Consider the following 24,405-nt stretch of genomic DNA (forward strand, 5'->3'; position numbering starts at 1 on the left):
CGCTCCTACGCCAACGTGAGCGGTCTGCGATCAGAGATGTGTCGTGCCAGTGGCCTGGCGTCGACACATCACAAGCACTCGCAGCCTTACATGGCGGTGGCTGTGTCCACGCTTGTGGTGCGCGGCGCGCGCGGATCACAATCGTGGCTTCTCCAGCCTCTGGTGCGCGCATGCTCCGGTCCTTGCACGCTGTGTTTCCTCGCCTTTCGCTATCCGCCATCGCGCCCGCACTGGTGTGTTGGGGGCTGCTGCTGGTCTGCCCCGCGGCGAGCGCGCAGACGCCGCCGCCGTCGATCATCCCCACCGATCGCCTGCAGGAGCCCTGGTGGGCGCAGCGGCATGCGCAGGTGCTGGAGCAGGTCAGGCAGCATCCGGAAACCAAGCTGCTACTGGTCGGCGACTCGATCACCCAGAACTACGAAAAATCCAAGGCGCCGGACGAAGACTTCCAGCCGACCTGGCAGACCTTCTACGGCAGCCGCGGCGCGCTCAATCTGGGCTTCAGCGGTGACGGCACCGAAAACGTGCTGTGGCGGCTGGCCAATGGCGAAGTCGACGGGCTGCAGCCCAAGGTCGCGCTGGTGCTGATCGGCACCAACAACACCGGCCATCTCGGCCAGGGCGCGGAGCAGGCTCAGCTCGGCATCGATGCGGTGGTTGCCGCGCTCGAACAGAAGCTGCCGCGTACCCACATCCTGTTGTTGAGTGTGCTGCCCAGCGGGGTTTCTGCGGAAAAATCGCGTCGCGACGCCCAGGTCAACCAGGGTCTGGCAGTGCGTTACGGCGACAACCCGCGTGTGACCTACCTGGATGTGAGCGCGGTGTTTCAACGTGCCGGCACGCTGCGCACCGAGCTGTTCTACGACACGCGCTTCCATCCTGCCGCCGGTGCCCTGCATCCGGACACCCAGGGCCAACGCATGCTGGCCGAGGCGATCGAACCCACGCTGGCGCGGCTGTTGGGGGAGGCGCCGGTCAAGCCGGTGGCCGAGCTCGGCCGCGACGTGGCGACCTCGCTGCTGCCGGTCGATTGGCTGGAACAGGACTCCTACGACTGGTACGCACGCCACCATGCCGCACTGGCTGCCGCGCGTACGCTCAAGCCGGAGGTGGTGATGATCGGTGATTCGATCACCCACTTCTGGGCGGGCCCGCCGCAAGCCACGCGCGTCAGCGGGCCGGCGTCGTGGCAGTGGTTGTATGGCAAGCGGCCGGTGCTCAACCTGGGCTTCGGCTGGGATCGCACCCAGAACGTGTTGTGGCGTATCCGCCAGGGCGAACTCGACGGCCTGGATCCGCGCTGGGTGGTTGTGCATATCGGCACCAACAACCTCACCGGCACCGCGCAATCGCGCGCCAGCACGCCTGCCGAGGCAGCACAAGGCGTCGAAGCGGTGGTGGGCGAAGTGCGCCGTCGTCTACCCAACAGCAAGCTCATCCTGATGGCCATCATGCCGCGTGGCCGCTCTGCCGGCGACCCGCAGCGTGCTCCGATTGCCGAAACCAACCGCTTGCTGCGCACGCGGTATGCCAGTGACCCGGCGGTGCGCCTGGTCGATATCGGCCCACAGCTGCTGCAGCCCGACGGCAGCCTGCCCGACGCCCTGATGCCCGACGGCACCCATCCCAGCGAGGCCGGCTACCGGATCTGGGCACAGGCACTGCGCGCGGCGGGGGTGACAGCGGTTCCGTGATCGGACGAGCGGCAGCTGGCGCGCTGCGGGCGTTGCCGGCGTTGACGCGGATGGCGGCAGCGGGCGTGAACGATCGCCCGCGGTGACGTGCCGGTTGAGTGGTTGCGCTGCGCAAGGTGATTGCGATGACCTGGTCAACCGCGGTGCCGGGCCTCAGAACAGCGAGCGGCGCGGCAGCGACCAGGGCCCGGCGTTTTCCGTGGCCCAGAAACCAGAAGACCCCCGATCGCTCGGAGGTCTTTTTAAACTGGTGCCCAGAAGAGGACTCGAACCTCCACGAAGTTGCCCCCGCTAGCACCTGAAGCTAGTGCGTCTACCAATTCCGCCACCTGGGCAGGTGAGCCGCGAATTTTGCAGACTCGCGGCGGGCTTGTCAACAACTTGCCTGCATCGATTGCCATGGACGGGCCGCCGTTGCCGCCCACGTCAGGACCGCAAGGGGTACCATTAGGGCAATGACAAAGAAAAACACTCCAGATTCCGATCGGCCGAGTCGCCGCAAATCCACCGGCGCAGCCGACTCCAGCACCGCCGAACAGCAGAAGTTGCCAGGCTGGATGCCGGACTTCCTGGTTCGCGCTGCCGCCGGTGCATCGACCAAGGCCGCCAACAAGCGCGCTGCCGATAAAGCCTCCGGCGTAGCCTCGCAGCCGTCGGACGCGCTGCCCATGCCGGCGGCTCCCCGCGCACCGCATCCGCGCAAGAGCGGGCCTGCCGCGCCGCTGCCGGAACGTTTCCAGAACGAGGCCGCCCAGCAGAAAGAAGTCCAGGCCGGCAATGCCGGGTTCAAGGACCCGCATGCCGATCGTGAGGCGCTGCGCTACGCCGAGCCCATTGCCAGCCGCGAGGCCATCCTGCAGTTGCTCGATGCCTGCGACGGCCCGCAGACCGCTGAAGAGATCGCCGACAAGCTCAACCTGAGCGATCGCATCGACGCGCTGGGCAAGCGCCTGGCCGCAATGGTGCGCGAGGCGCAGCTGGTGCAGAACCGCCGTGGCGGCTACGCGCCGGTGCAGCAGACCAGCCTGATTGCCGGTGTGGTGATCGCCAATCCGGAAGGCTTCGGCTTCCTCAAACCGGACGAGGGCGGCGACGATCTGTTCCTGCCGCCGTTCGAGATGCGCAAGGTCATGCACGGCGACCGCGCGCTGGCCAACGTCACCGGCATCGACCGCCGCGGCCGTCGCGAAGGCGCGATTGCGCGCGTGCTCGAGCGCGGCATGTCGCGCATGCTCGGGCGTTTTTTCTACGAACATGGCGTGGCGTACGTCGACCCGGACGACAAGCGCATCCAGCGCAACGTGCAGATCGCGCCGGATGGTATCGGCGAGGCGCGCGAAGGGCAGTTGGTGGTGTGCGAGCTGATCGCGCCGCCGGACGCGCGCCGCCCGGCGATCGGCAAGATCATCGCGGTGCTCGGCGACAAGCTCACCCCGTCGCTGGTGGTGGAAATGGCCATCCACGGCCATGAGCTGCCGCACGAATTTCCGCAGGAAGTGCTGGACGAAGCGGCCGCCGTGCCGTTGGTGGTCGAGCCGCAGATGATCGGCGGGCGGGTGGATCTGCGGCAGATGCCGCTGGTCACCATCGATGGCGAGGATGCCAAGGACTTCGACGACGCGGTGTATTGCGAACCCAATGCCGACGGCTTCCGTCTGGTGGTGGCGATCGCCGACGTGTCCAACTATGTGCGTCCTGGCACGCCGCTGGACGACGAGGCGCAAAAACGCGCCACCTCGGTGTACTTCCCGGGATTCGTGGTGCCGATGCTGCCGGAGACATTGTCCAACGGCATCTGCTCGCTGATGCCCAAGGTCGACCGCATGTGCTTCGTCTGCGACATGCAGGTGGGGCGCGATGGCGAGGTGACCGGCTCGCGGTTCTACGAAGCGGTGATGAACTCGCACGCACGCCTGACCTATAACCAGGTTTGGAAGGCGGTCGGCGAAGACGACGCCGATACCAAGGCCTTCATCGGCCCGTTGCTGCCGCAGGTGCAGCGCCTGCATCAGCTGTACCGCGTGCTGTCCAAGGCCCGCACGCAGCGCGGCGCGATCGAGTTCGAAACCTCCGAAGTACGCTTCGTGCTCGACAACACCGGTGAGGTGACCCAGGCCGGCATGCTGGTGCGCAACGATGCGCACAAGCTGATCGAAGAGTGCATGATCGCCGCCAACGTCGAGGCGGCGCGCTATCTGCTGAGCATGCATGTGCCCGCGCCGTATCGCGTGCATGAGCGCCCGCCGGAGAGCAAATTCGAAGACCTGCTGGAGTTCCTCAAGGAGTTCCAGCTCAGCCTGCCGGCGTGGAGCAAGGTGCGCCCGGGCGACTACACCAAGCTGCTCAAGAAGGTGCGCGCGCGCCCGGACGCGGCGTTGCTGGAGTCGGTGCTGCTGCGCAGCCAGAGCCTGGCGGTGTATTCGCCGGAGAACAACGGTCACTTCGGTCTGGCGTTGGAGGCGTACGCGCACTTCACCTCGCCGATCCGCCGTTACCCCGATCTGCTGGTGCACCGCGCGATCAAGCATGCCTTGACCGGGGCCAGCCCGGACAAGTTCATCTACGCCCCGCGGCAGATGTCGGCGCTGGCGCTGCAGTGCTCCGAACGCGGACGCCGTGCCGACGAAGCCGAGCGCGAAGTGGATGAGCGGTATCGCGCCGCCTGGATGGAAAAGCACGTCGGTGGCCAGTTCGACGGCGTCATCAGTGGCGTGACCGGTTTTGGTCTGTTCGTGGAATTGACCCAGTCCAAGGTCAATGGCCTGGTGCACGTCACCCAGTTGCCGCAGGACTATTACCAGTTCGACCCGATCCGCAAGACGCTCAGCGGCGAGCGCCGCGGCCGCGAGTTCCGCCTGGGCGATCCGGTACGCGTGCTGGTGCTCAAGGCCAGCATGGAAGAGCGCAAGATCGACTTCCGTCTGGCCGAGGATGGCGCAGCACCCGAAGCGCCGCTGCCGCCACGCGAGAAACCGGCCAAGCGCAGGAAAAAGGCCAATTGAAGTCGGCGTTGCGGGCGGTCAAGTGGGCCGCTCGCAAGGTGCCGACGCGGTAGTGCAGGCTGGTGGCTCGCGGCGAGCGCTGGGGCTGCCGTGACATCCGTTGCAAGCTGACAAGCGGGGCGCAGGATGAACAGCTCTTCCGAATACAGCGGTGGTTGCCAATGCGGCGCCGTGCGTTTCCACGTGCGCGGCGTGCTCGACGACGCGTCGATCTGCCATTGCCGGATGTGCCAGAAAGCCTTCGGGGCGTATTACGCGCCATTGGTGTCGGTGCGCGGCAGCGCGTTCCGCTGGACCCGCGGCGAGCCCAAGCGCTTCGCCTCATCGTCGATGGTACAGCGCGGTTTCTGCGCCGATTGCGGCACGCCGCTGACCTATGAAGCACCCGACGGCGTGGCGATCGCAGCCGGCGCATTCGACACGCCGGAGCGGTTGCCTCCGCACATTCAGTACGGCCTGGAGCGCAAGCTGCCGTTTGTCGATGCGTTGGCGCAGTTGCCGACACGACGCACGGAAGATGATGCCGCCGCAGAAGCATTCCAGGCTTCGCTGGTCTCGCGGCAGCATCCGGACCACGACACCGAGCGGTGGCCGGTGTAAGTAACGGCCCAAGGTCAACTTGCATCCAGGTGCCATTCCACGTTGCCGGCAACGTGGCGCGGTTCGCTGCCAGTCGTTGGCACTGCGCGAGCTGCAAACCTTGCAAGGACATGCGGAGCACCGATGTGTTGGCGTGCCGTAGCCAACCCGCCGCAACGGTTGCCGAGCCTTCCGTTGCGGGGGGCAGGGGCGCGGCTCACCAGTAACAGCTGCGGCAGCGCGACAGTCAACAGCCATCACCGTGGTTCGCGCTGCGGCAGACGTGCAGGGGTTGATGTAGTTGCCCTCCGCGTGTTGTCGCCAGCCTCGCGCCACCGCAACCGGCATCAGCGGCATCGCCGCCCGGCGTTTGGCCATCGTGTGCAGGCGATCCACGTCCGGCCGTGACGTGGCAGGCCGCAGGCCCTACCATTCCCCCACATTTCTTCGTATGCCCGCGCAATGAGCAAGCAGAACCAGTGGATCGTCGGCGTCAACGCTGTCGCCTCGTCCGTCGAGAACGACGCCGACAATGTGCGCGAGGTCTTGATCGAGGCCGGCAGCAAGAACCCGCGCCTGACCGAGATCGAGGAACAGGCGCGCCGCAAGGGCATCGACGTGCGCCGGGTCAATACCCAGGCGTTGGACGGCGTGGGTGGGCAGGTCCGTCACCAGGGGGTGGCGGCACGCTACGCCGCCGCGCGCCTGTGGGCCGAGAACGAGCTGGAAGGGCTGGTCGAAGCGGCGCAGGGGCGTGCGCTGGTGCTGGTGCTCGATGGTGTGCAGGACCCGCATAACCTGGGCGCCTGCCTGCGCAGCGCCGCGGCAGCCGGTGTCACTGCGGTGGTCATCCCCAAGGACAAGTCGGCTACGGTGAACGCCACCGTGCGCAAGACCTCGGCCGGCGCTGCCGACCGCATTCCGGTGGTGGCGGTGACCAACCTGGCGCGCTGCCTGCGCGATCTGCAGAAGCAGGGCGTGTGGCTGTACGGATTGGCGGGCGAGGCCGATGCTTCGTTGTACAGCGTGGACCTGCGCGGCAATGTCGGGCTGGTGCTCGGTGGCGAGGCCGATGGCCTGCGCCGTCTCACCCGCGAGCACTGCGATGGCCTGGTCAAGATTCCGATGCCGGGCGATATCGAGAGCCTGAACGTGTCGGTGGCAGCCGGCGTGACCCTGTTCGAGGCCGTGCGCCAGCGGCTGGGCGCCTGAAGGCAAGCGGCAAGGTGAGCCAACGGCACCCTGTGGCTTCTGCCGCAATCGCTGCCGGCGGCAGCTGACACCATCGCGTAGCTGCGTGGTCCGACGCCGCGATCTGCGCAGATTGCGGCGTTCCCGTGACTGGCGCAGCGACAAAGGAGGCGCGGCAACGCCGTCATAGCAGGCGTTTCGGCACCAGGCCGGTGACCCGCTCAGCGCGCCGGGCGCTTTTTGCCTACCATATCGTCAGTAAACGGTATGTCATGTCTGATGAATCTTGGGGTGGGCGCCCGCGGCAAGGGCGAGAACGGGGACGCCGACCTGGCGTCGGCACGACGGTATTGCCAGTGGCGGCACTGGCTTGGTGTCGGCCTCTGCCTGTTGTTCGCAGTGTCTTGTGCCGCAGCGATCGCCGCGCCGGCCGGCACGGCGTCCTTGCGCAACTACGCGATCGACAGCTGGAGTTCGCGCAACGGCCTGCCGCACAACTCGCTGCGCGACATCGCCCAGACCCGCGACGGTTATCTGTGGTTCGCCACCTGGGAAGGCCTGGTGCGCTACAACGGCCTGGAATTCAGTGTGATCGATCGCAGCACGCGTCCGGGGCTACCCGATAACGGCGTCGGTGCGCTGTATGTGGATCGCGATGGCGCGCTCTGGCTCAGCGATGCGCGCGGCAATCTGGTGCGTCACGGTGCCGACGGGCAGTGGCGGCAATGGCAACGCACGGGGCAATGGCCGCAGGCGCTGATCCATGCGATGACGATGGATCCGGATGGCCGCATGTGGCTGTTGTTCGAAGGCCATGGGCTGGGATGTCTGTGGCCGGGTGGACGCTTCGACTATTTCCCGCCGCGTGACGGCGTGCCGCTGCAGAGCAGTTTTCCGCGCATGCTGTTCGACGGCCAGGGCCGCTTGTTGATCGGCACGCTGGATGGCTTGATCTATCGCGAGCCGGATGGACGCATGCACCGCGCGCCGGCGGCCTTCGGTCTGCCGCCGGGCCTGGCGTGGCCTTATCGCGCGCCGGACGGCACGGTGTGGGTGGTTGCCGGCGAGCAGCTGTTCCGCCTGCACGACGAGCGGGCAGTGCTGGTGCACCGGCTGCCGGGGCAGGGCCATTTCACCGCGATGCTGCAGGACCGCAATGGCGACCTCTGGCTGGGCAGCGAAAACCAGGGCCTGCTGCGGATCGGCAGTCATGGCGTGGAGCATCTGGCAGCAGGCCGCAGTCTGCCCACCGGGCGGATCGTCAGCCTGCGCGAAGATGCCGAAGGCAGCATCTGGGTGGGTGCCAACGGTGGCCTGTTTCGGCTACGCGAGACCTTGTTCAGCAGCTACAGCCAGCGCGATGGGCTGAGCGGCGACTATGCGCGCGCGGTGCTGGAAGACCGCGATGGCAGCCTGTGGATCGCCAGTACCGCTGGTCTGGACCGCATGCTGCCAGATGGCCGCGTCGTGCCGGTGCCGGTTGCCACGCCGTCGGGGCGGCGGCTGTCGGTGCTCAGCCTGGCGCTGGACCGGCACGGCGACCTGTGGGTCGGGACCTACGCCGACGGGGTCTTCGTGCTGCGCGATGGTCGCGTCTTACGGCATTACGGCGACGCCGAAGGCATTCCCAGCGGCCATATCCGGGCCATCGCGGTCGATGCGCGGGATGTGGTGTGGCTGGCGACGCAACGCGGCGTCGTGCGATTGGTGGAGGGCAAGCGCGTACCGGTGACGGTCCAGGGCCTGCCCGACGGCGTGGTGACCGCGTTGGCCAGTATCGATGGCGCGCTGTGGATCGGATCGGTCGATGGCGCGGCAGTGTTGCGCGACGGCATGCTGCGGCAACTGGACCTGGAACGCCTGGGCGGCGCGCGCAGCGTGTTCGGCTTTCAGTCCATTGGCGATGCGGTGTGGATCTCCACCGATCGCGGCCTGTACCGCGCACGCGGCGGCAGCCTCGCACGCGTGGGTCTGGAGCAGGGCATGCCGGTGGACACGGTGTTTCAGCTCGTCGAGGACCGCGTCGGCAACGCCTGGATCAGCAGCAACCGTGGCATGTTGCGGACCGGATTTGCCGCGCTCGATGCAGTTGCCGATGGGCACGGCACGCTCGCCATCGAGCGTTATGGCGAGATCGATGGCATGGGCAATGCGCAGGTCAACGGCAGTTCCGGCCCAAGCATGATCGAACGTGCGGACGGGTCGGTCTGGGTGGTCACCGCTGGTGGCGTGAGCACGGTCGATCCCGCGCGCCTGCAGCGGTTTCGCGAACGTCGCCCGCCGCCGGCGTTGATCGAAAGCGTGCAACAGGATGGCCGCCCGCTGGCATGGCGCCAGCAGGCGCAACTGCCTGGCGGTTACCGGCTCAATGTCTCCTATGTGGGCATGAGCTTTCTGCTGTCCGAGCGCATCGAATACCGCACCCGTCTGGACGGCCTGGACAATGTCTGGATCGCGCGCGGCCGGCAGCGCAGCGTGGAATTCATCGGCCTGCCGCCGGGCCACTACACCTTGCGTGTGGCCGCACGTCACCCGGGCGGCGCGTGGAGCCCGCAGGAGGCGCGCTGGACTTTCGACGTGCTGCCGCTGTGGTGGCAGCGCCACGATGTGCGTATTGGTGCGGCGCTGGGCGCGATTCTAGTGCTGACCCTGCTGTACCGGGTGCTGTTGCATCGCTACAAGACCCACAACGCGCGCCTGGCCGAACTGGTGCGCAAGCGCACCCAGGATTTGCAGATGCAGGCCCAGCGTCTGCTGCAGGCCAATCAGGAAAAGAGCGAATTGCTGACCCGCCTGCGCATCAAGTCCGACGTGTTCGAGCGCCAGGCGCACGAGGATGTACTGACCGGGTTGCCCAACCGCCGCCACTTCGACGAAGCACTGGCGCGCGACATCAGCCGCGCACGGCGCAGCGGGCGTCCATTGGTGCTGGCGATCCTGGATATCGATCATTTCAAGCGCATCAACGACCGGCATTCGCATGCCAGTGGCGATGCGGTGCTACACGAGGTGGGTGCATTGCTCACCGCCGCCGCACGCGCCTCGGATCTGCCCGCCCGTCTTGGTGGCGAAGAGTTTGCGCTGTTGCTGGCCGACACCGCATTGCACGATGCACAGGCGCTGTGCGAACGCATTCGCACGCGCTTCCATGCGCGCAGCGACTGGGGTGGCGTGGAAGGGCTGCAGGTGACCTTCAGTGCCGGGCTGACCGCACTGCGCGATGACGACACCGGCTCATCGTTGATGCAACGCGCCGACCAGGCGCTTTACCAGGCCAAGAGCGCGGGGCGCGACCAGATCTGGGTGGGTTAGAGGCCGGGATTGGGGATTGGGTATTGGGGCTTCGTGAGGCGCTGCGTCGGCGCTTCTGTGTCGCGGGCGGAAGACCTGAGCCTTGCAGGGAGCGAGGCCTCCCATCCGACGGCGAGTGCATGCCTGCATGAGACGCCGCGAACTGCATGTCGGCAACTGGTCGTAGCGCAAGCGGGAACGATCGCGCAGCCCGAGGACGGCGCGCTCCTGCCAATCCCGAATCCCGAATCCCGAATCCCGACCTAAACAGGCCCCGGCCAGGCATTGGCAATCGTGCAGAACAGCCGCGCGGTCTGCTCGGTGTCGTAGACCGCGCTGTGTGCATCGGCCGTGTTCCAGTCCAGACCCGCAGCCTGCGCGGCACGCGCCAGCACGGTCTGGCCATACGCCACGCCGGCCAGCGTCACCGTATCGAACACGCTGAAAGGATGAAACGGATTGCGTTTATGCCCCACGCGCGCCACTGCCGCGTTGAGGAAATTCAGATCGAAATGCGCGTTGTGGCCGACCAGGATCGCGCGCTGGCAGCCGTACCTCTTCACCGCGGCGCGTACCGGGGCGAAGACGTGGTCCAAGGCGTCCTTTTCCTGCTTGGCGAAGCGGAAGGGATGGTCGAGCACGATGCCGGTGATTTCCAGCGACTTGGGGTCGATCTCCAGCCCGGGCGCCGGCACCAGATGCGCGCTGGCGGTCTGCCCCGGGAAGAAGCGGCCCTCGTCGTCCATTTCGATCGGCACGCAGGCAATTTCCAGCAAGGCGTGCCGGTTCCAGTCGAAGCCGCCGGTCTCCACGTCCACCACGACAGGCAGATAGCCGCGGAAGCGCCGCGACATGGGCAGGATGGCGCGGGCAGGCTGTGGGTCGACCGGTTCGTTCATCCGCATAGCCTAGCAGGTCACACCCCGGGGCTCGACGGCGCGAGGCGCGCCTTGCGTGCGCCTTTGGTCTGGCGCGTCGGCGACTGGCCTGCCATTGCAGCTCACAAGGCGTTCCGGCAGCTGCCGCCAGCAAGTGGCCGCTGCCGCGCAGCGCCGCCAGCGCTCAGATGACGCCCGTACTGCTGGTGTCGTCACGCTTGAGGCGTGGCGGCAACGGCTGTTCGCCATGCACCAGAAACCAGACGTTTTCCGCGATATTGGTGGCGTGGTCGCCGATGCGTTCCAGGTTCTTGGCCATGAACAGCAGATGCGTGCACGGGGTGATGTTGCGCGGGTCTTCCATCATGTAGGTCAGCAACTCGCGGAACAGCGCGGTGTACTGTGCATCCAGCCGTGCGTCTTCGTCGCGCACGCGGATCGCGGCATTGGCGTCCTTGTCGCGGTACGCCTGCACCGCCGCGCGCACCGCATCGGCCGCCATCTGCCCGAGCGCGCGCAACCCCACCGTCTGCGGCAGCGGTGGCGCCGAGTTCAGCGCGATCGAGCGCTTGGCCACGTTGGCCGCGTAATCGCCGATGCGTTCGATATCGGCCGGGATGCGCAGGCCGGCCAGGATCTCGCGCAGGTCGCGCGCCATCGGCCCGCGCAATGCCAGCCGCATCACGTCGTGGCTGATGGCATGTTCCAGCGCGTCGATCGCCTCGTCGTTGACCACGATGCGGTGTGCGGCGTGGTCGTCGCGCCGTTCCACCACGTCCAGCGCCGCCTCCAGCTGCGCCACCGCCGTGTCGCCCATGCGCACGATCTCGGCGACAAGACGGTGCTGCTCCTCGTCGTAGCTTTTGACGATATGGTCGTTGAGGTGCTGGTTCATCGTGATCTCGATTACATGGCCGTGGTGGATGTCTGCCACCCTGTCGAATGCGCCGGGCACGGCAGGTGACGGAGCTGCTTCAATGCGGGCGTTACGGTGCGTCGCCTTGCATCACCCGAACCGGCCGGTGATGTAGTCCTCGGTCTGCTGCTTGGAGGGCTGCGAAAAAATGGTCTCGGTGCGGTCGTGCTCGATCAGGTCGCCCAGATACATGAAGGCGGTGTAGTCGGACACGCGAGCGGCCTGCTGCATGTTGTGGGTGACGATCACGATGGTGTAGTCGCGCTTGAGCTCTTCCACCAGTTGCTCGATACGGCTGGTGGAGATCGGATCCAGCGCCGAGGTCGGTTCGTCCAGCAGCAGCACGTCCGGGCGCAATGCCACCGCGCGTGCGATGCACAGGCGCTGCTGCTGGCCGCCGGACAACCCCAGCGCGCTCTGTCCCAGCTTGTCCTTGACCTCGTCCCACAGCGCGCCCTGGCGCAACGCCTGCTCGACGCGGTCCTGCATGTCGGCCTTTGACAGTTTTTCGTGGTGGCGGATGCCGTAGGCCACGTTCTCGAAGATGGTCATCGGGAACGGCACCGGCTTCTGGAACACCATGCCCACCTTGCTGCGCAGGCGGTTCATCGGGTACTTCGGCGACAGGATGTTTTCGTTGTCCAGCAGCACCTCGCCGCGCGCTTCCATCTTCGGGTACAGCGCGTAGATGCGGTTGAAGATGCGCAGCAGGGTCGATTTGCCGCAGCCGGAAGGGCCGATCAGCGCGGTGACGCGCTTTTCCGGGATTTCGATGTTGATGCCCTTCAACGCGTGATACTTGTCGTAATAGAAATCCAGATTGCGTGCGGCCACCTTCACCGGCGCCTGCGCCGTTGGCGCCCCCTTTGCGGCCGGAACAGCGATGCGGTGCATCGGCGTGGCGTTTTGGAGATCGTTCATGTCGGGTGTCCGGAAAGATAGGTCAGTCATTGGAAATCTTGTTGCGCAGTAGCAGGGCACGTGCGCCCAGGCTCACCAACAACACGAACACGGTCAGCACCAGCGCACCGGACCAGGCCAGGGTCTGCCAGGATTCGTACGGGCTGCCGGCAAACTGGTTCATGATCACCGGCACGCTGGCCATCGGCTGGAAGATGTTGCTGTTCCAGTACTGATTGCCGAAGGCGGTGAACAGCAGCGGTGCGGTTTCGCCGCTGATGCGCGCCAGCGCCAGCAACACGCCGGTGACGATGCCGGCCGAGGCGCTGCGATACAGCACCTGCACGGTCACCTTCCACTGCGGAATGCCCAGCGACAATGCCGCTTCGCGCATCTGCGCCGGCACCAGTCGCAGCATTTCGTCGGTGGTGCGTACCACCACCGGCAGCACGATGAAGGCCAGCGACAGGGCGCCGGCAAACGCTGAAAACCGCCCGCCGGTCTGCATCACGTACAAGGTGTAGACGAACAGGCCCAGCACGATCGACGGCGCCGAGAGCAGGATGTCGTTGACGAAACGCACCACGATGCCAGCCTTGCGCGCATTGCCGTACTCGGCCAGCCAGGTGCCGGCGGCCACGCCCAGCGGGGTGCCGATCGCCAGCGCCAGCCCGCACATCACCGCACTGCCGAAGAAGGCATTGAGCAAGCCACCTTCCTGCATCGGCGGCGGCGTCATCTTGGTAAACAGGTTGAGGTCGATGCCCGGCACGCCCTTGGACAACAGCGTCCACAGGATCCAGGCCAGAAAGAACAGACCGAACAACGCAGTGACGCACGACAGCAGCAACGCAATCGCGTTGGTCACCCGGCGACGGTTGTAGAGGGATTGCGACACCGAAGACGCAGACATCAGTTGCCCTCCCGACGCGACAGCTGCATCAGCATGAAGCGTGCAATGGCCAGCACGATGAAAGTCACGATGAACAACACGAAGCCCAGCAACAACAGGGCCGAACGATAGGTTTCGGTAGCCTCGCCGAAGTCATTGGCGATCAACGCGGCGATGGTGGTGCCCGGTTCCAGCAGCGAGGGCGACAGGCGCACCGTGTTGCCGACCACGAAGGCCACCGCCATGGTTTCGCCCAGCGCACGGCCCAGTCCCAGGAACACGCCGCCGATCACCGCCGAGCGGGTGTAGGGCAGCACGATGTCCCAGCTCACCTCCCACTTGGTGGAGCCCAGCGCGTATGCCGATTCCTTCAGGCGCGTGGGCACGGTCAGGAATACTTCGCGCATCACCGAGGAAATGAAGGGAATCACCATGATCGCCAGCACGAAGCCGGCCGTCAGCAGGCCGATGCCCAGCGGAGGGCCCTGAAACAACGGGCCGATCAGCGGCAGCGTGCCCAGGTGGTCGTTGAGCCATGGTGTGACGTGTTCGGTCATCACCGGCACCAGCACGAACAGGCCCCACATGCCGTAGATGATCGACGGGATGCCGGCCAGCAGTTCGATGGCGGTGCCCACCGGGCCACGCAACCAACGCGGTGCCACTTCGGTCAGGAAGAACGCGATACCGAAACTCACAGGTACCGCAATCAGCATCGCGATGACTGCGGTGACCAGGGTGCCGTAGATCGGCGCCAGCGCACCGTATTTGTTTTCGACCGGATTCCAGTCGGCCGAATAGAAGAAACTCAGGCCCTGCATCTGCAAGGCATGGCGTCCGCCCCACAGCATCGACAGTGCCGCGCTGCCGAGCGCCAACAGGACGAAAACGACCGTAGCGGCCAGCGCAAGCTTGAACAGGCGATCGGCGCGCGCATCGCGCAGGTCGCGGCCGCGGGGTGCGGTCATCGCTTCGGGAAGTGCGGTGGCATTCATTCGATTGAACTCGTCACCCGCGCAGTGCGGGAGCGTGAGACAGCAGGAACGGCGAGGCGCCGTCAGGCACCTCGCCGCCGCGCAGCCCGCCATGCAGGCGGGATGCAGGCATTACTTGAACTCGCTGCCCCAATAGGCCTGGATCTGCTTCACCAGCTCCGGCGGCAACGGCACGTAATGCAGTTCGCTGGCCTGGGTCTGGCCGTTTTCCAGCGCCCATTTGAAGAAGTCCAGGGTCGCCTTGCTGCGCGCAGCATCCTTGGCCTGCTTGTGCATCAGCATGAAGTTGGTGGCGGTGATCGGCCACGCCTTCTCGCCGGGTGCATTGGTGATCACCAGGTTGAAGTCGCGGGCGTTGGCCCAGTCGGCGCTGGCGGCTGCGGCGGCGAAGCTGTCGGCATTGGGTTCGACCCACTGGCCGGCGGCGTTCTGCAGCGAGGTGTACGGCATCTTGTTCTGCAGCGCATAGGCCAGTTCGACATAGCCGATCGAGCCCTTGATCTGCTGCACGTACGAGGCCACGCCTTCATTGCCCTTGCCACCCACGCCACCCGGCCATTGCACGGAGGTGCCTTCGCCGACCTTGCTCTTCCACTCCGGGTTGACCTTGGACAGGTAGTTGGAGAAGTTGAAGGTGGTGCCCGAACCATCCGAACGATGAACCAGGTTGATCTTGGCGGCCGGCAAGGTGACGCCCGGGTTGGCCGCGACAATGGCCTTGTCGTTCCACATCGTGACCTTGCCCAGGAAGATGTCGCCCAGCAGCGCGCCGGTCAGGCGCAGCTTGCCCGGGGCGATGCCTTCCAGATTGACCACCGGCACCACGCCGCCGATCGCGGACGGGAACTGGCCCAGGCCGGCCTGCTGCAGCTCGGCGCTGTCCAGCGGCTTGTCGGTCGAACCGAAATCCACCGTGCCGGCCTTGATCTGGGCAATGCCGCCGCCGGAGCCGATCGACTGGTAGTTCACCTTGTTGCCGGTGGCGGCGTTGTAGTCGGCCGACCACTTGGACACCAGCGGGTAGATGAAGGAAGCGCCGGCGCCGGAGATTTCAGCGCCCTTGCTGTCGCTGGCAGCGGCGCCTGCGGTCGGCGCGCCCTTGGCGGCATCGCCGGACTGCGCGTCCTTGCCCGGCGAGCATGCGGCCAGGGCAAGGGCGATGGTGAGGGACAGGGCGGTCAGGCTGGCCGACTGCAATTTCATGGAAGCTCCGAGGCTGGATTGGCCGGGTGTCCGGCAGACCACGCTATGAAATGATGTTTTTGTTACACGTGCATGACAGTGCCTTCTGGCCAACGCATCACAAAAAAAGACGCGGACCACGGAGGGCATCGCACCCTCCGGGATCCGCGTCCCGGTCCCGACGCCGGGGAGAGAGACGGCGCCGTTCCTGTGACAGGTTGTTGCCTTGCTCAGTAGTCTGGCGAGCGATGGGACTGCTGCCCGCCGATGCCTTGGCTGCGCTTAGCGGGGCAGGGTCTTGGCCCAATAGGCCTCGATCTGGCTCACCAGGCTGTCCGGCAGCGGCACATAGTCCAGTTGCTTGGCCTGTGCGTCGCCCTTGCTGTAGACCCAGCGGAAGAACTCCAGCGTGTTCTTCAGGCCGGCCGGATTCTTCGGCTTCTTCTGCACCAGGATGAAGTTGGTCGCCGTGATCGGCCAGGCGTTGTCGCCCGCGGCATTGGTCATCACCAGGTAGAAATCCTTGGAGGTGGCCCAGTCGGCGCTGTTGGCGGCAGCGGCGAAGGTTTCATCGGACGGCTGCACGAACTTGCCGGCGGCGTTCTTCATCGCGGTGTAGGCCATCTTGTTCTGCAGCGCATACGACAGCTCGACATAGCCGATGCCGCCCTTGATCTGCTTCACGTACGCGGCCACACCCTCGTTGCCCTTGCCGCCGATGCCGGTCGGCCACTGCACCGCGGTGCCTTCGCCGACCTTGCCCTTCCAGTCGGCATTGACCTTGGACAGGTAATTGGTGAAGTTGAAGCTGGTGCCCGAACCATCGGAGCGATGCACCACGGTGATCTTGCCGTCCGGCAGCTTCACGCCTGGATTCAGCGCGGCGATCGCCGGGTCGTTCCAGGTGCTGACCTTGCCCAGGAAGATGTCGCCCAGGGTCTTGCCGTCCAGCTTGAGCGCACCGGCAGCGATGCCCGGTACGTTGACCACCGGCACCACGCCGCCGATCACCGACGGGAACTGTGCCAGCCCGGCAGCGGCCAGTTCTTCCGGCTTGAGCGGGGCGTCGGAAGAGCCGAAATCCACGCTGGCCGCCTTGATCTGGGCAATGCCGCCGCCCGAACCGATCGATTGATAGTTGACCTGCTTCTTGGTGGCGGCGTTGTAGTCGGCCGACCACTTGGACATCACCGGGTAAATGAACGACGCACCGGCGCCGGTGACATCGGCGGCCTGGGCACACAGTGCCAGCGACGCGGCGAGCATGCCGACGGCCAGGCGGGTCTTGAAGGAGTGGATCACGGAACAGCTCCAGATAGGGTAGGGATCGGGACGTCCCGCGGTCGTGCCATTGCAGTGCAGGGGCATGACCGCGCGATGTCGGGTAAATGACAGGCAGGTGACGCGGGCGTGCGATGGCACGCGGGGTCGGGCGGGGCAACCAGGTGGCGCCCTGCGGGCTCTGGCGAGCCGCCTGGCGCCCGGCGCGGTCGCAGGCTTACCAATAGAACTGCGCGCGCGCCTCGATGATCGACGGGTTGTCGTCCACCAGTCCGCGCGTGGCGCTGCTGTAACGGGTGCTTTCCACCTTGGCGTAGTCGAGCGCCAGCTTGAAGTTGGAGCGCCAGTACCAGTTGGCACCGATCGTCCACACATCCATCTTGCCGCCCAGCACGCCGTCCACGAACGGGGTGTTGCCGTTGGCAATCAGATGGCCATCGTTGAGGTCGAGGGTGTCGTAGCGCACCGCCAGCTGCCACATGCCCGACGCCGGTTCGTTGGGCAGCGGGGTGGTGGGCACGCCGGCCTTGTAGCCCCACGTCTCGCCGGTGATGTTCCAGACGCCGCTGACGTACCAGCCATCACTCTTGTAGTCCTGCGCGTTGGTGCCGATACGCTTGGCGGTTTCCTGGAAATATTCGCTCTGCAGCTTGAACGGCCCGGTGATCCACATCGCCTCGGCCCCCGCCACGCCCACGCGGTCCACATTGGTGATGGCGCCGCTGTCGATCAGGCGGATCGTGGTCAGGTCGGCATCCGGGCGCGCGCGCAGGCGCAGGGTGTCATCGTCGGTGTCGTACCCGAGGTAGCTGAGGCCGAAGTGCAGCACGTTGCCGGTTTCGTTGATCGGCGCCCAGGTGCCGCGCGCGCCATAGCCGCTGCCGTGGGCCTGGTTGCGGGTCAGCTCACGGCCGAACGCACTGGCCGTCACGCTCCAGTTGTTGTCGCCCATGCCGTAGGCCACGCCCAGGCGGCGCGAAATGCCATACGTATTGGTCACCGACGCCTTGGAGACGAAGTCGTTGTTCTTGGTGCTGGACAGTTCTTCCAGGCTGTTGGGCTGCTTGAACTGGCCCACCTGCAGGTAGTTGTTGGCGTTGCCGCCAAACTTGTACTTGATGTTGTTGTCCAGGAACCGCCCGGTGCTGCGGATGGTGGTGCCGCGGATGGTGACGTCCTTCAGCACGCTCGGGTCGTACCCGGCCACCCATTCGAAATTGCCCGGGCCCTTGCCCTTGAGCACCAGCTCGGCGCGGCGGATGCTGAATTCGGAATTGTCGCCATTGGCACCGATTGGACCGTTGAGGTCCTGCACATCGTTGTGAAACCAGTTGCCGTCGGCCTGGACCAGGCCTTCCAGCGAGATCTCCGAGCCACCGATCACGTCGATGGCGATCTCCGCGTGGGCGGCAGGCGCCGTCAGCACCAGCAGCACCGCGGAGCCAAGCAGGGAGGGAGCGAATTTCATATGTGCCTTGCGACCTGGGAAAGTGGGCGCAGGCTATGGCGTGAAAGTTGCGTTAATGTGACAAAACAACAGAAACGTAATAAACCATTTTTGTCAGCAAAGACAATAATTTACGCGCACTTTGATTGTGTCAGCGTGTGTCAAATAGCTGGGGGTGGTCGCGATTGTGACAGTGCCCCGGAAACCTTGGTTTCACACACTTTTGCCCCTCCCGGGCCAGGCGACCTGAACCGTAGCCGTGACCGGATGAACATATATGTCAGCTTGTGCAACGCACCACTTGCGCTGCCCGGTCCTTAATTGTTAGTTTCGAGGCCATGTTTCCTCGATTCCTCCAAACGCTGTTGGTCTGCCTGCTCGCGCTCACGGCGTGGTCGGCGGCCAACGCACACACGCGCATCCACGATGCGTTGGTGGGCGATGGTTTGGCGGTGATGGTGGATGCTGGCGAAGAACGCGATGCAGCAGAAGATCCGCAGGACGATGGCGATACGCAAAGCCAAGTCGATACACAGCCTGCAGACGATATCCCCTTGCTCTCCCAAGCTTGGCCGATGCTGGCGCGGTATTCCCCCTCGTGGCACGCGCATCATGCGCCGGCAAATCAAAAACGCGACCTGATCCCGCAACTGCGTCCTCCAAACGCACTGCTTGGCTGATCCCCGTTGTCGCTGCACCCGGCGCTTCCTGCGTCGGATTTCCGATTGATTTGTTTGTCTTTGCAATTCGCGGTTTGCGCCGCGGACGGCTATCCGTTGCCCAGAGGAATCTCCCATGGAAAGTTTGCTAGAAGGTTTTCGCCATTTCCGTAAGGAAGTGTATCCGCGCCAGAGTGCGCGCTTTCAGGAACTGGCAGGCGGCCAGAGCCCGCACACGCTGTTCATTACCTGCGCCGATTCGCGCGTCATGCCGGAGCTGATCTTCTCCGCGCAACCCGGTGAACTGTTCGTCTATCGCAATATCGGTAACGTGGTGCCGCCGTACTCGCAGCATGTCAGTGGCGTGGTGGCGGCGATCGAGTACGCCATCGCCGTGCTGGGCGTGCGTCACATCGTGATCTGTGGTCATACTGATTGCGGCGCGATGAAGGCGGTGCTCAAGCCGGAATCGCTGGAAGACGTCCCGTCCGTGGCGGCGTGGCTCAAGCACACCGATGCGGCGCGTCACGTCACCGCGCATCACGGGCACGATCCGCACAGCCAGGAAGCGCTGAGCTGCATGACCGAAGAAAACGTGGTCTCGCAGCTGGACCATCTGCGCACGCAGCCGGTGGTGGCCGCGCGCCTGGCCGCAGGCACCTTGCGCATCCACGGCTGGATCTACGACATCGCCCACGGCGAGATCCGCGCCTTCGATGCCGAGAAGGGTGGCTTCCGTCCGTTGCTGGCCGAAAGCACCCCCGAAGCCACTCCGCGTCCGCGACTGCAGCAAGTCGTCCGCGCTGAACTCGCTTGACGGAGTCGATCATGAACACATCAGGTATCGGCGGATATTTCCGTCAGGGGCTGTTCGGGCGTGATTTGTTGTCGTCCGTGGTGGTCTTTCTTGTCGCGCTGCCGTTGTGCATGGGTATTGCGATCGCGTCCGGAATGCCGCCGGCCACAGGTCTGATCACCGGCATCATCGGTGGGTTGGTCGTTGGCTTTCTGGCGGGCTCTCCCTTGCAGGTGAGCGGTCCGGCCGCCGGCCTGGCTGTGTTGGTGTTCGAACTGGTGCGAGAGCACGGCGCAGCCGCGCTCGGCCCGGTGATCCTGGTGGCCGGTGCCATCCAGCTGGTCGCCGGTCTGTGCCGTGCGGGTGTGTGGTTCCGGATGACGTCGCCGGCCGTGGTGGCCGGCATGTTGTCGGGCATCGGCATCCTGATCGTGGCTTCGCAGGCACACGTGTTGATGGACGCCGCGCCCAAGGCGCGTGGTCTGGAAAACTTCGCTGCACTGCCGGCCGTGTTGTGGCAGGCCATCAGCGAGGGCACCGGCCGTACCGCATTGTTGGTGGGTCTGGCCACGATCGGCATCATCCTGGCCTGGGACAAGCTGCGTCCGCAGCGTCTGCGCTTCCTGCCGGGGGCGTTGATCGCGGTGGTGGCGGTGACGGCAACGGTGCAGTTGCAAGGCTTGAACGTCAACAAGGTCGACGTGCCGACCAACCTGTTCTCTGCGATCAGCATCCCCAGCCTTTCCGACATCTTTGGCGTGTTCAACCACACGTTGCTGGTGTCGGCGGTGACTTTCGCCTTCATCGCCAGCGCCGAAACGCTGCTGTCGGCGGCGGCGGTGGATCGCATGCATCAGGGTGCACGCACGCAGTACGACCGTGAGCTGGCGGCGCAGGGTGTGGGCAATATGCTGTGCGGCTTCCTGGGCGCACTGCCGATGACCGGCGTGATCGTGCGCAGTGCGGCCAACGTGCAGGCTGGTGCTGCCACGCGTGCGTCGACCATCCTGCATGGCGGTTGGCTGCTGGTGTTCGCGATGCTGTTGCCGTGGCTGCTGCGGATGACGCCGGTGGCGTGTCTGGCCGGCATCCTGGTCTACACGGGCGTGAAGATGATCAAGATCGGGCAGGTCAAGGAGCTTGCGACCTACGGTCGTGGCACTGCGGCGATCTACCTGGCGACCACCTTTGCGATCGTGGCGACCGACCTGTTGACCGGCGTGTTGATCGGCTTCGGCCTGTCGCTGTTCCGTCTTGCGCTGCATTCCTCGCGTCTGAAGGTCGAAGTGCGCGAGCACGCTGACAAGAAGGACGAAATGCACCTGACCCTGCAGGGCTCGGCCACCTTCCTGAAGGTGCCGGCCATGGCGCGGACGCTGGAAAGCGTGCCGCCGAACACCGCGCTGCACCTGGACGTGGCCAAGCTGCATCACGTCGACCACGCCTGCATCGAGTTGCTGCGCGACTGGAGCCGGAATGCGGCTTCGCGTGGCTGCGAGCTGGTGGTGGACTGGAAGGAGCTGGACCGGCGCGTCGAAGGTCAACCGACCGTTGACAGCGTGTTGGTCGACAAGCGCGTCGAGCAAGCCAAGGCTGCATAACCTGCTGTACCTGCCCGGCGTACGCGCCGGGCGACCCTCTATCGTGACCGGATGATGCATGGCGCCGAAAGACGCATCATCCGGTCGCGATTTTTTTTGAGCCGGGATTGGGGAATCGGGAATCGGGAATCGGGAATCGGGAATCGGGAATCGGAAATCGGAAATCGGAAATCGGAAATCGGGAATCGGAAATCGGAAATCGGAAATCGGAAATCGGAAATCGGAAAAGCTTGCGGCCGTGCGTTTACAGCGTGGGGGATCAAGCTCTCTGTCGCGCCGCTGCTTTGCTGCAGCCTTGCTCCGATGCTGCGGCTGCATCAGCTCCTGGTTTTTGCAGGACCCTCCGGGGCTGCCTGGGTCTTGTCGCGATAGCGGCATAGATCGTGGATTACGCAGCCGGGGCAGTCGGGTTTGCGTGCCTTGCAGACGTAGCGGCCGTGCAGGATCAGCCAGTGATGCGCGTCGTGGAGAAACTCGGCAGGAATCACCTTGACCAATTTGTCTTCGACGGCGCGTACGTCCTTGCCTGGCGCAAGGCCGGTGCGGTTGGAGACGCGAAAGATATGCGTGTCCACGGCCATGGCGGGCTCGCCGAACGCGGTGTTGAGCACCACGTTTGCGGTCTTGCGGCCGACGCCGGGCAGCGCTTCGAGCGCGGCGCGGTCGTGCGGCACTTCGCCGCCGTAGCGCTCGAGCAGAATGCGGCAGGTCGCGATGACATTCTTTGCCTTGGCGTTGAATAGCCCGATGGTGGCGATGTAACGCTTCAGGCCTTCTTCGCCAAGATCCAGAATGTCGCGCGGTGTGTTGGCTACCGGATACAGCTTGCGGGTGGCCTTGTTGACGCCGACATCGGTGGCTTGCGCCGACAGCAGTACGGCGATCAATAACTCGAACGGGGTGGTGTATTCCAGCTCGGTGGTCGGGTGCGGATTAAGTTCGCGCAGGCGCTCGAACATCTCCTGTATTTCGGGCTTGCGCATGCTGCTGCCGCGGCGTGCCGGCGGGGTTGCCTGCGTCGCATTCATGGCTGCGCTCCGCCGGCGGCTTTTGCCTTGGCGCGCGCCAGGATGGCAGCGGCCAGCGGCGGCAATGCCGGTGCTGCCGGCTGGCTGGGCGCCGGGGCGGGCGCCCTGCGTGCATCGCGTTCGGCGGCGCGGCGTTGCAGGCGCGCGGTACGTGCGCGATAGCGCTCACGTGCCGCCCAGGCATCGCGCAAGCGCCGTTGTGCGGCCAGCAACGTGGCGCACACCTGCGCGCAGTTGGCGTCCAGGGCGTCGTGCTGCGGGTCGGGCAGGTACGCCATCAAGCCGAGCGCCAGCGCACGGTCGAGATCGTCGGCCACCACACAATCGAACAACTGCAAGGGCAACGGACGCGGTGCCGGGATGGGGTCGAGCGTCATGGCGATGTCAGCGGTTGCTGAAGTGGGCAGCGCGCTTGTCGAGAAAAGCGCGGGTTCCTTCGCGCATGTCCTCGCTGGCAAACAACAGCGCAAATTGCGCGGTTTCCAGTTGCAGGCCTTCTTCCATCCCGCATTCTCCGCCGAACACCACCGCGTCAAGGATGCCGCGCAATGCCAGCGGTGCGGCGGTGGCCAGCCGCTGCGCCAGTGCCAGGGTTTCGTCCTGCAAGGCGTCCGGCTCGACCACCCGGTTGACCAGCCCGAGCTGCAGCGCACGCGCTGCATCGATCGGCTGGCCGAGCAGGCACAGCTCCAGCGCTGCAGCGCGTCCGGTCAGGCGCAGCAGGCGCTGGGTGCCGCCGAAGCCGGGGATCAGGCCGAGATTGATTTCCGGTTGCCCGAGCCGTGCGGTCGCTGCGGCAATGCGCAGGTGGCAGGCCATGGCCAGCTCCAGGCCGCCGCCGAGCGCAAACCCGTTGACCATGGCGATCACCGGCTTGGGCATGCGTTCGATGCGGCGCATCAACTGCTGCCCGACCAGCGAAAACGCACGGCCTTCCATGGCCGACAGCGCACTCATCTCGGCGATGTCCGCGCCGGCCACGAACGATTTGGGGCCGGCACCGGTGAGGATCACCACGCGCACATCGTCGGCGCTCGCAGCGTCTGCGAAGGCCTGATCCAGCGCCAGCATGGTGTCGCGGTTCAAGGCGTTCAGCTTGTCCGGGCGATTGACCGTAATGGTCCGGACACTGGCGTGGTCGGCGATCAGAATGACGTGGTTGGACATCGAAAACCCTTGAGAACGTAAAAAAAAAGTAAATGCGGAACTTCCGAAAGCCTTGCTGGTCCTAGCTTTCGTGATAAGTAGCGGTTCGGTATCGCGGCCGCTATCCTAGCGCGTCATCTCAGGCGGCAGACCCGTCCTGTGCCACCACCCTGGAGAATTGTTTGATGAAGTTGCGTTCTATCGCGGTCGCTGTGGCGGCCCTGGCCCTGACGGGCAATGCACTGGCCCAGGACACGACGTCCGAAAAGGGCAAGTTGAGCTATTACTTCGGTTACGACTACGGCAATAACCTTGCCGAGCTTACCGGTCGCGGCGAGCAGCTCGACATCAACTCGGTGGTAAAGGGTCTGCAGGACGCCTATGCCAAAAAGCAGCCGGCGATCACCGCCGACCAGCTGAAGCCGGCTGTCGAAGCGTTCCAGAAGCGTGAGCAGGGCCGTGCACAGCAGGCCAAGGCCGAGTACGACAAGGCCGCTGCCGCCAACAAGACCAAGAGCGATGCGTTCCTGGCCAAGAACAAGAGCACCGCTGGCGTGCAGACGCTGCCGAGCGGCGTGCAGTACCGCGTGATCGAAGCCGGCAAGGGTGCCAAGCCGACCCAGGCCAGCACCGTGCAGCTGGAAGTGGCCGGTCCGTATCCTTTCGGCGACCGCGAGAAGGCGCGCCCGGCGCAGCAGATCCCGGCCATCAAGGTCAGCGAAGTCGAAATGAAGGCCATGCGCGAAACGCTGCTGCAGATGCCGTCCGGCTCGAAGTGGGAAGTGACGTTGCCGCCGGAGCAGGCCTATGGCGCCGATCCGCGCACGCCGTTCCCGCCGAACGTGGCAGTGCAGTTCGAGATCAAGCTGGTCAGCGTCAAGTAACTGCGTTTGCTGTTGCACTGACAACGCCGGCCATCAGGCCGGC

20 protein-coding genes and 1 tRNA gene are annotated in these 24,405 nt (G+C 65.3%); 9 read left to right on the top strand and 12 right to left on the bottom strand.

Features of this window, described 5'->3' with window-relative positions; all coding sequences use genetic code 11:
• Nucleotides 1-170: 170 nt before the first annotated feature.
• Nucleotides 171-1,694 (top strand): platelet-activating factor acetylhydrolase IB subunit, encoded by a 1,524-nt coding sequence (locus RZV17_RS07905; RefSeq protein WP_355608427.1) that lies wholly within the window; start codon nt 171-173, stop codon nt 1,692-1,694.
• Between the two features lie 248 nt (nt 1,695-1,942).
• On the opposite strand, the gene RZV17_RS07910 is transcribed toward RZV17_RS07905, so the two are convergent.
• Nucleotides 1,943-2,029: transfer RNA gene (locus RZV17_RS07910), tRNA-Leu, on the bottom strand.
• A gap of 120 nt (nt 2,030-2,149) precedes the next feature.
• Between RZV17_RS07910 and rnr the strand changes: the two genes are divergently transcribed.
• The 4 genes from rnr to RZV17_RS07930 all read left to right on the top strand — a co-directional run bounded on the left by rnr (nt 2,150) and on the right by RZV17_RS07930 (nt 9,778).
• Complete coding sequence (gene rnr, locus RZV17_RS07915) at nt 2,150-4,696, top strand: ribonuclease R (RefSeq protein WP_355608430.1); 2,547 nt, start codon at nt 2,150-2,152, stop codon at nt 4,694-4,696.
• Nucleotides 4,697-4,822: 126 nt separating this feature from the next.
• Complete coding sequence (locus RZV17_RS07920; RefSeq protein WP_104580031.1) at nt 4,823-5,296, top strand: GFA family protein; 474 nt, start codon at nt 4,823-4,825, stop codon at nt 5,294-5,296.
• A gap of 441 nt (nt 5,297-5,737) precedes the next feature.
• Nucleotides 5,738-6,487: a 23S rRNA (guanosine(2251)-2'-O)-methyltransferase RlmB gene (gene rlmB, locus RZV17_RS07925; RefSeq protein ID WP_355608435.1), complete on the top strand. Its 750-nt coding sequence runs from the start codon at nt 5,738-5,740 to the stop codon at nt 6,485-6,487.
• A gap of 258 nt (nt 6,488-6,745) precedes the next feature.
• Nucleotides 6,746-9,778, top strand: coding sequence for a diguanylate cyclase domain-containing protein (locus RZV17_RS07930; protein ID WP_355608438.1), 3,033 nt, complete (start codon nt 6,746-6,748; stop codon nt 9,776-9,778).
• Between the two features lie 242 nt (nt 9,779-10,020).
• Here RZV17_RS07930 and rnt read toward each other — a convergent pair whose 3' ends face one another.
• From rnt to RZV17_RS07970, 8 genes are all read right to left on the bottom strand, one after another.
• On the bottom strand, nt 10,021-10,662 hold the full coding sequence (gene rnt, locus RZV17_RS07935; protein WP_081422584.1) for a ribonuclease T: 642 nt from the start codon (nt 10,660-10,662) through the stop codon (nt 10,021-10,023).
• A gap of 157 nt (nt 10,663-10,819) precedes the next feature.
• Nucleotides 10,820-11,530 (bottom strand): phosphate signaling complex protein PhoU, encoded by a 711-nt coding sequence (phoU, locus tag RZV17_RS07940; RefSeq protein ID WP_039412869.1) that lies wholly within the window; start codon nt 11,528-11,530, stop codon nt 10,820-10,822.
• 111 nt (nt 11,531-11,641) lie between these two features.
• Nucleotides 11,642-12,472 carry a phosphate ABC transporter ATP-binding protein PstB gene (gene pstB, locus RZV17_RS07945; RefSeq protein WP_039412872.1) on the bottom strand — a complete coding sequence of 277 codons (831 nt, stop codon included), beginning with the start codon at nt 12,470-12,472 and terminating at the stop codon, nt 11,642-11,644.
• 22 nt (nt 12,473-12,494) lie between these two features.
• Nucleotides 12,495-13,364 (bottom strand): phosphate ABC transporter permease PstA, encoded by an 870-nt coding sequence (pstA, locus tag RZV17_RS07950; protein ID WP_039412875.1) that lies wholly within the window; start codon nt 13,362-13,364, stop codon nt 12,495-12,497.
• Nucleotides 13,364-14,338, bottom strand: a complete 975-nt coding sequence (gene pstC / locus RZV17_RS07955; protein WP_355608444.1) for a phosphate ABC transporter permease subunit PstC — start codon at nt 14,336-14,338, stop codon at nt 13,364-13,366. Before pstC ends, pstA begins: the two co-directional genes overlap by 1 nt.
• A gap of 111 nt (nt 14,339-14,449) precedes the next feature.
• Nucleotides 14,450-15,541, bottom strand: a complete 1,092-nt coding sequence (gene pstS / locus RZV17_RS07960; protein ID WP_047696662.1) for a phosphate ABC transporter substrate-binding protein PstS — start codon at nt 15,539-15,541, stop codon at nt 14,450-14,452.
• 261 nt (nt 15,542-15,802) lie between these two features.
• Nucleotides 15,803-16,822, bottom strand: a complete 1,020-nt coding sequence (pstS, locus tag RZV17_RS07965; protein ID WP_047696781.1) for a phosphate ABC transporter substrate-binding protein PstS — start codon at nt 16,820-16,822, stop codon at nt 15,803-15,805.
• A 196-nt stretch (nt 16,823-17,018) separates the two neighbouring features.
• Nucleotides 17,019-18,269: an OprO/OprP family phosphate-selective porin gene (locus tag RZV17_RS07970; RefSeq protein WP_355608449.1), complete on the bottom strand. Its 1,251-nt coding sequence runs from the start codon at nt 18,267-18,269 to the stop codon at nt 17,019-17,021.
• Nucleotides 18,270-18,586: 317 nt separating this feature from the next.
• On the opposite strand from RZV17_RS07970, the gene RZV17_RS07975 reads away from it, so the two are divergent.
• The 3 genes from RZV17_RS07975 to RZV17_RS07985 all read left to right on the top strand — a co-directional run bounded on the left by RZV17_RS07975 (nt 18,587) and on the right by RZV17_RS07985 (nt 21,304).
• Nucleotides 18,587-18,928: a hypothetical protein gene (locus RZV17_RS07975; RefSeq protein WP_047696658.1), complete on the top strand. Its 342-nt coding sequence runs from the start codon at nt 18,587-18,589 to the stop codon at nt 18,926-18,928.
• A 115-nt stretch (nt 18,929-19,043) separates the two neighbouring features.
• Nucleotides 19,044-19,724, top strand: coding sequence for a carbonic anhydrase (locus tag RZV17_RS07980; protein WP_047696657.1), 681 nt, complete (start codon nt 19,044-19,046; stop codon nt 19,722-19,724).
• A gap of 11 nt (nt 19,725-19,735) precedes the next feature.
• A complete protein-coding gene (locus tag RZV17_RS07985) occupies nt 19,736-21,304 on the top strand; it encodes a SulP family inorganic anion transporter (RefSeq protein WP_104580037.1) in 1,569 nt (522 codons plus the stop codon).
• Between the two features lie 317 nt (nt 21,305-21,621).
• On the opposite strand, the gene nth is transcribed toward RZV17_RS07985, so the two are convergent.
• The 3 genes from nth to RZV17_RS08000 are packed head-to-tail and all read right to left on the bottom strand — an operon-like array spanning nt 21,622 to nt 23,499.
• Nucleotides 21,622-22,332, bottom strand: coding sequence for an endonuclease III (nth, locus tag RZV17_RS07990; protein WP_355608454.1), 711 nt, complete (start codon nt 22,330-22,332; stop codon nt 21,622-21,624).
• The gene (locus tag RZV17_RS07995) at nt 22,329-22,709 is read right to left on the bottom strand and encodes a hypothetical protein (protein ID WP_047696651.1); all 381 of its coding nucleotides are present in this window, start codon (nt 22,707-22,709) and stop codon (nt 22,329-22,331) included. The genes nth and RZV17_RS07995 overlap by 4 nt, the downstream gene beginning before the upstream one ends.
• Before the next feature lie 7 nt (nt 22,710-22,716).
• Complete coding sequence (locus RZV17_RS08000) at nt 22,717-23,499, bottom strand: enoyl-CoA hydratase/isomerase family protein (RefSeq protein WP_047696649.1); 783 nt, start codon at nt 23,497-23,499, stop codon at nt 22,717-22,719.
• A gap of 164 nt (nt 23,500-23,663) precedes the next feature.
• On the opposite strand from RZV17_RS08000, the gene RZV17_RS08005 reads away from it, so the two are divergent.
• Nucleotides 23,664-24,362, top strand: coding sequence for an FKBP-type peptidyl-prolyl cis-trans isomerase (locus RZV17_RS08005; RefSeq protein WP_047696647.1), 699 nt, complete (start codon nt 23,664-23,666; stop codon nt 24,360-24,362).
• Nucleotides 24,363-24,405: the final 43 nt, after the last annotated feature.

It is taken from the genome of Xanthomonas cannabis (assembly GCF_040616535.1).
In the GTDB taxonomy this organism is placed as follows: domain Bacteria; phylum Pseudomonadota; class Gammaproteobacteria; order Xanthomonadales; family Xanthomonadaceae; genus Xanthomonas; species Xanthomonas cannabis.

What these genes read in the sequence shown, in the direction of transcription:
- RZV17_RS07905 (WP_355608427.1), top strand. Translation starts at nt 171, where the DNA reads ATGCTCCGGTCCTTGCACGCTGTGTTTCCTCGCCTTTCGCTATCCGCC.
- rnr (WP_355608430.1), top strand. Translation starts at nt 2,150, where the DNA reads ATGACAAAGAAAAACACTCCAGATTCCGATCGGCCGAGTCGCCGCAAA.
- RZV17_RS07920 (WP_104580031.1), top strand. Translation starts at nt 4,823, where the DNA reads ATGAACAGCTCTTCCGAATACAGCGGTGGTTGCCAATGCGGCGCCGTG.
- rlmB (WP_355608435.1), top strand. Translation starts at nt 5,738, where the DNA reads ATGAGCAAGCAGAACCAGTGGATCGTCGGCGTCAACGCTGTCGCCTCG.
- RZV17_RS07930 (WP_355608438.1), top strand. Translation starts at nt 6,746, where the DNA reads ATGAATCTTGGGGTGGGCGCCCGCGGCAAGGGCGAGAACGGGGACGCC.
- rnt (WP_081422584.1), bottom strand. Translation starts at nt 10,662, where the DNA reads ATGCGGATGAACGAACCGGTCGACCCACAGCCTGCCCGCGCCATCCTG.
- phoU (WP_039412869.1), bottom strand. Translation starts at nt 11,530, where the DNA reads ATGAACCAGCACCTCAACGACCATATCGTCAAAAGCTACGACGAGGAG.
- pstB (WP_039412872.1), bottom strand. Translation starts at nt 12,472, where the DNA reads ATGAACGATCTCCAAAACGCCACGCCGATGCACCGCATCGCTGTTCCG.
- pstA (WP_039412875.1), bottom strand. Translation starts at nt 13,364, where the DNA reads ATGTCTGCGTCTTCGGTGTCGCAATCCCTCTACAACCGTCGCCGGGTG.
- pstC (WP_355608444.1), bottom strand. Translation starts at nt 14,338, where the DNA reads ATGAATGCCACCGCACTTCCCGAAGCGATGACCGCACCCCGCGGCCGC.
- pstS (WP_047696662.1), bottom strand. Translation starts at nt 15,541, where the DNA reads ATGAAATTGCAGTCGGCCAGCCTGACCGCCCTGTCCCTCACCATCGCC.
- RZV17_RS07970 (WP_355608449.1), bottom strand. Translation starts at nt 18,269, where the DNA reads ATGAAATTCGCTCCCTCCCTGCTTGGCTCCGCGGTGCTGCTGGTGCTG.
- RZV17_RS07975 (WP_047696658.1), top strand. Translation starts at nt 18,587, where the DNA reads ATGTTTCCTCGATTCCTCCAAACGCTGTTGGTCTGCCTGCTCGCGCTC.
- RZV17_RS07980 (WP_047696657.1), top strand. Translation starts at nt 19,044, where the DNA reads ATGGAAAGTTTGCTAGAAGGTTTTCGCCATTTCCGTAAGGAAGTGTAT.
- RZV17_RS07985 (WP_104580037.1), top strand. Translation starts at nt 19,736, where the DNA reads ATGAACACATCAGGTATCGGCGGATATTTCCGTCAGGGGCTGTTCGGG.
- nth (WP_355608454.1), bottom strand. Translation starts at nt 22,332, where the DNA reads ATGAATGCGACGCAGGCAACCCCGCCGGCACGCCGCGGCAGCAGCATG.
- RZV17_RS07995 (WP_047696651.1), bottom strand. Translation starts at nt 22,709, where the DNA reads ATGACGCTCGACCCCATCCCGGCACCGCGTCCGTTGCCCTTGCAGTTG.
- RZV17_RS08000 (WP_047696649.1), bottom strand. Translation starts at nt 23,499, where the DNA reads ATGTCCAACCACGTCATTCTGATCGCCGACCACGCCAGTGTCCGGACC.
- RZV17_RS08005 (WP_047696647.1), top strand. Translation starts at nt 23,664, where the DNA reads ATGAAGTTGCGTTCTATCGCGGTCGCTGTGGCGGCCCTGGCCCTGACG.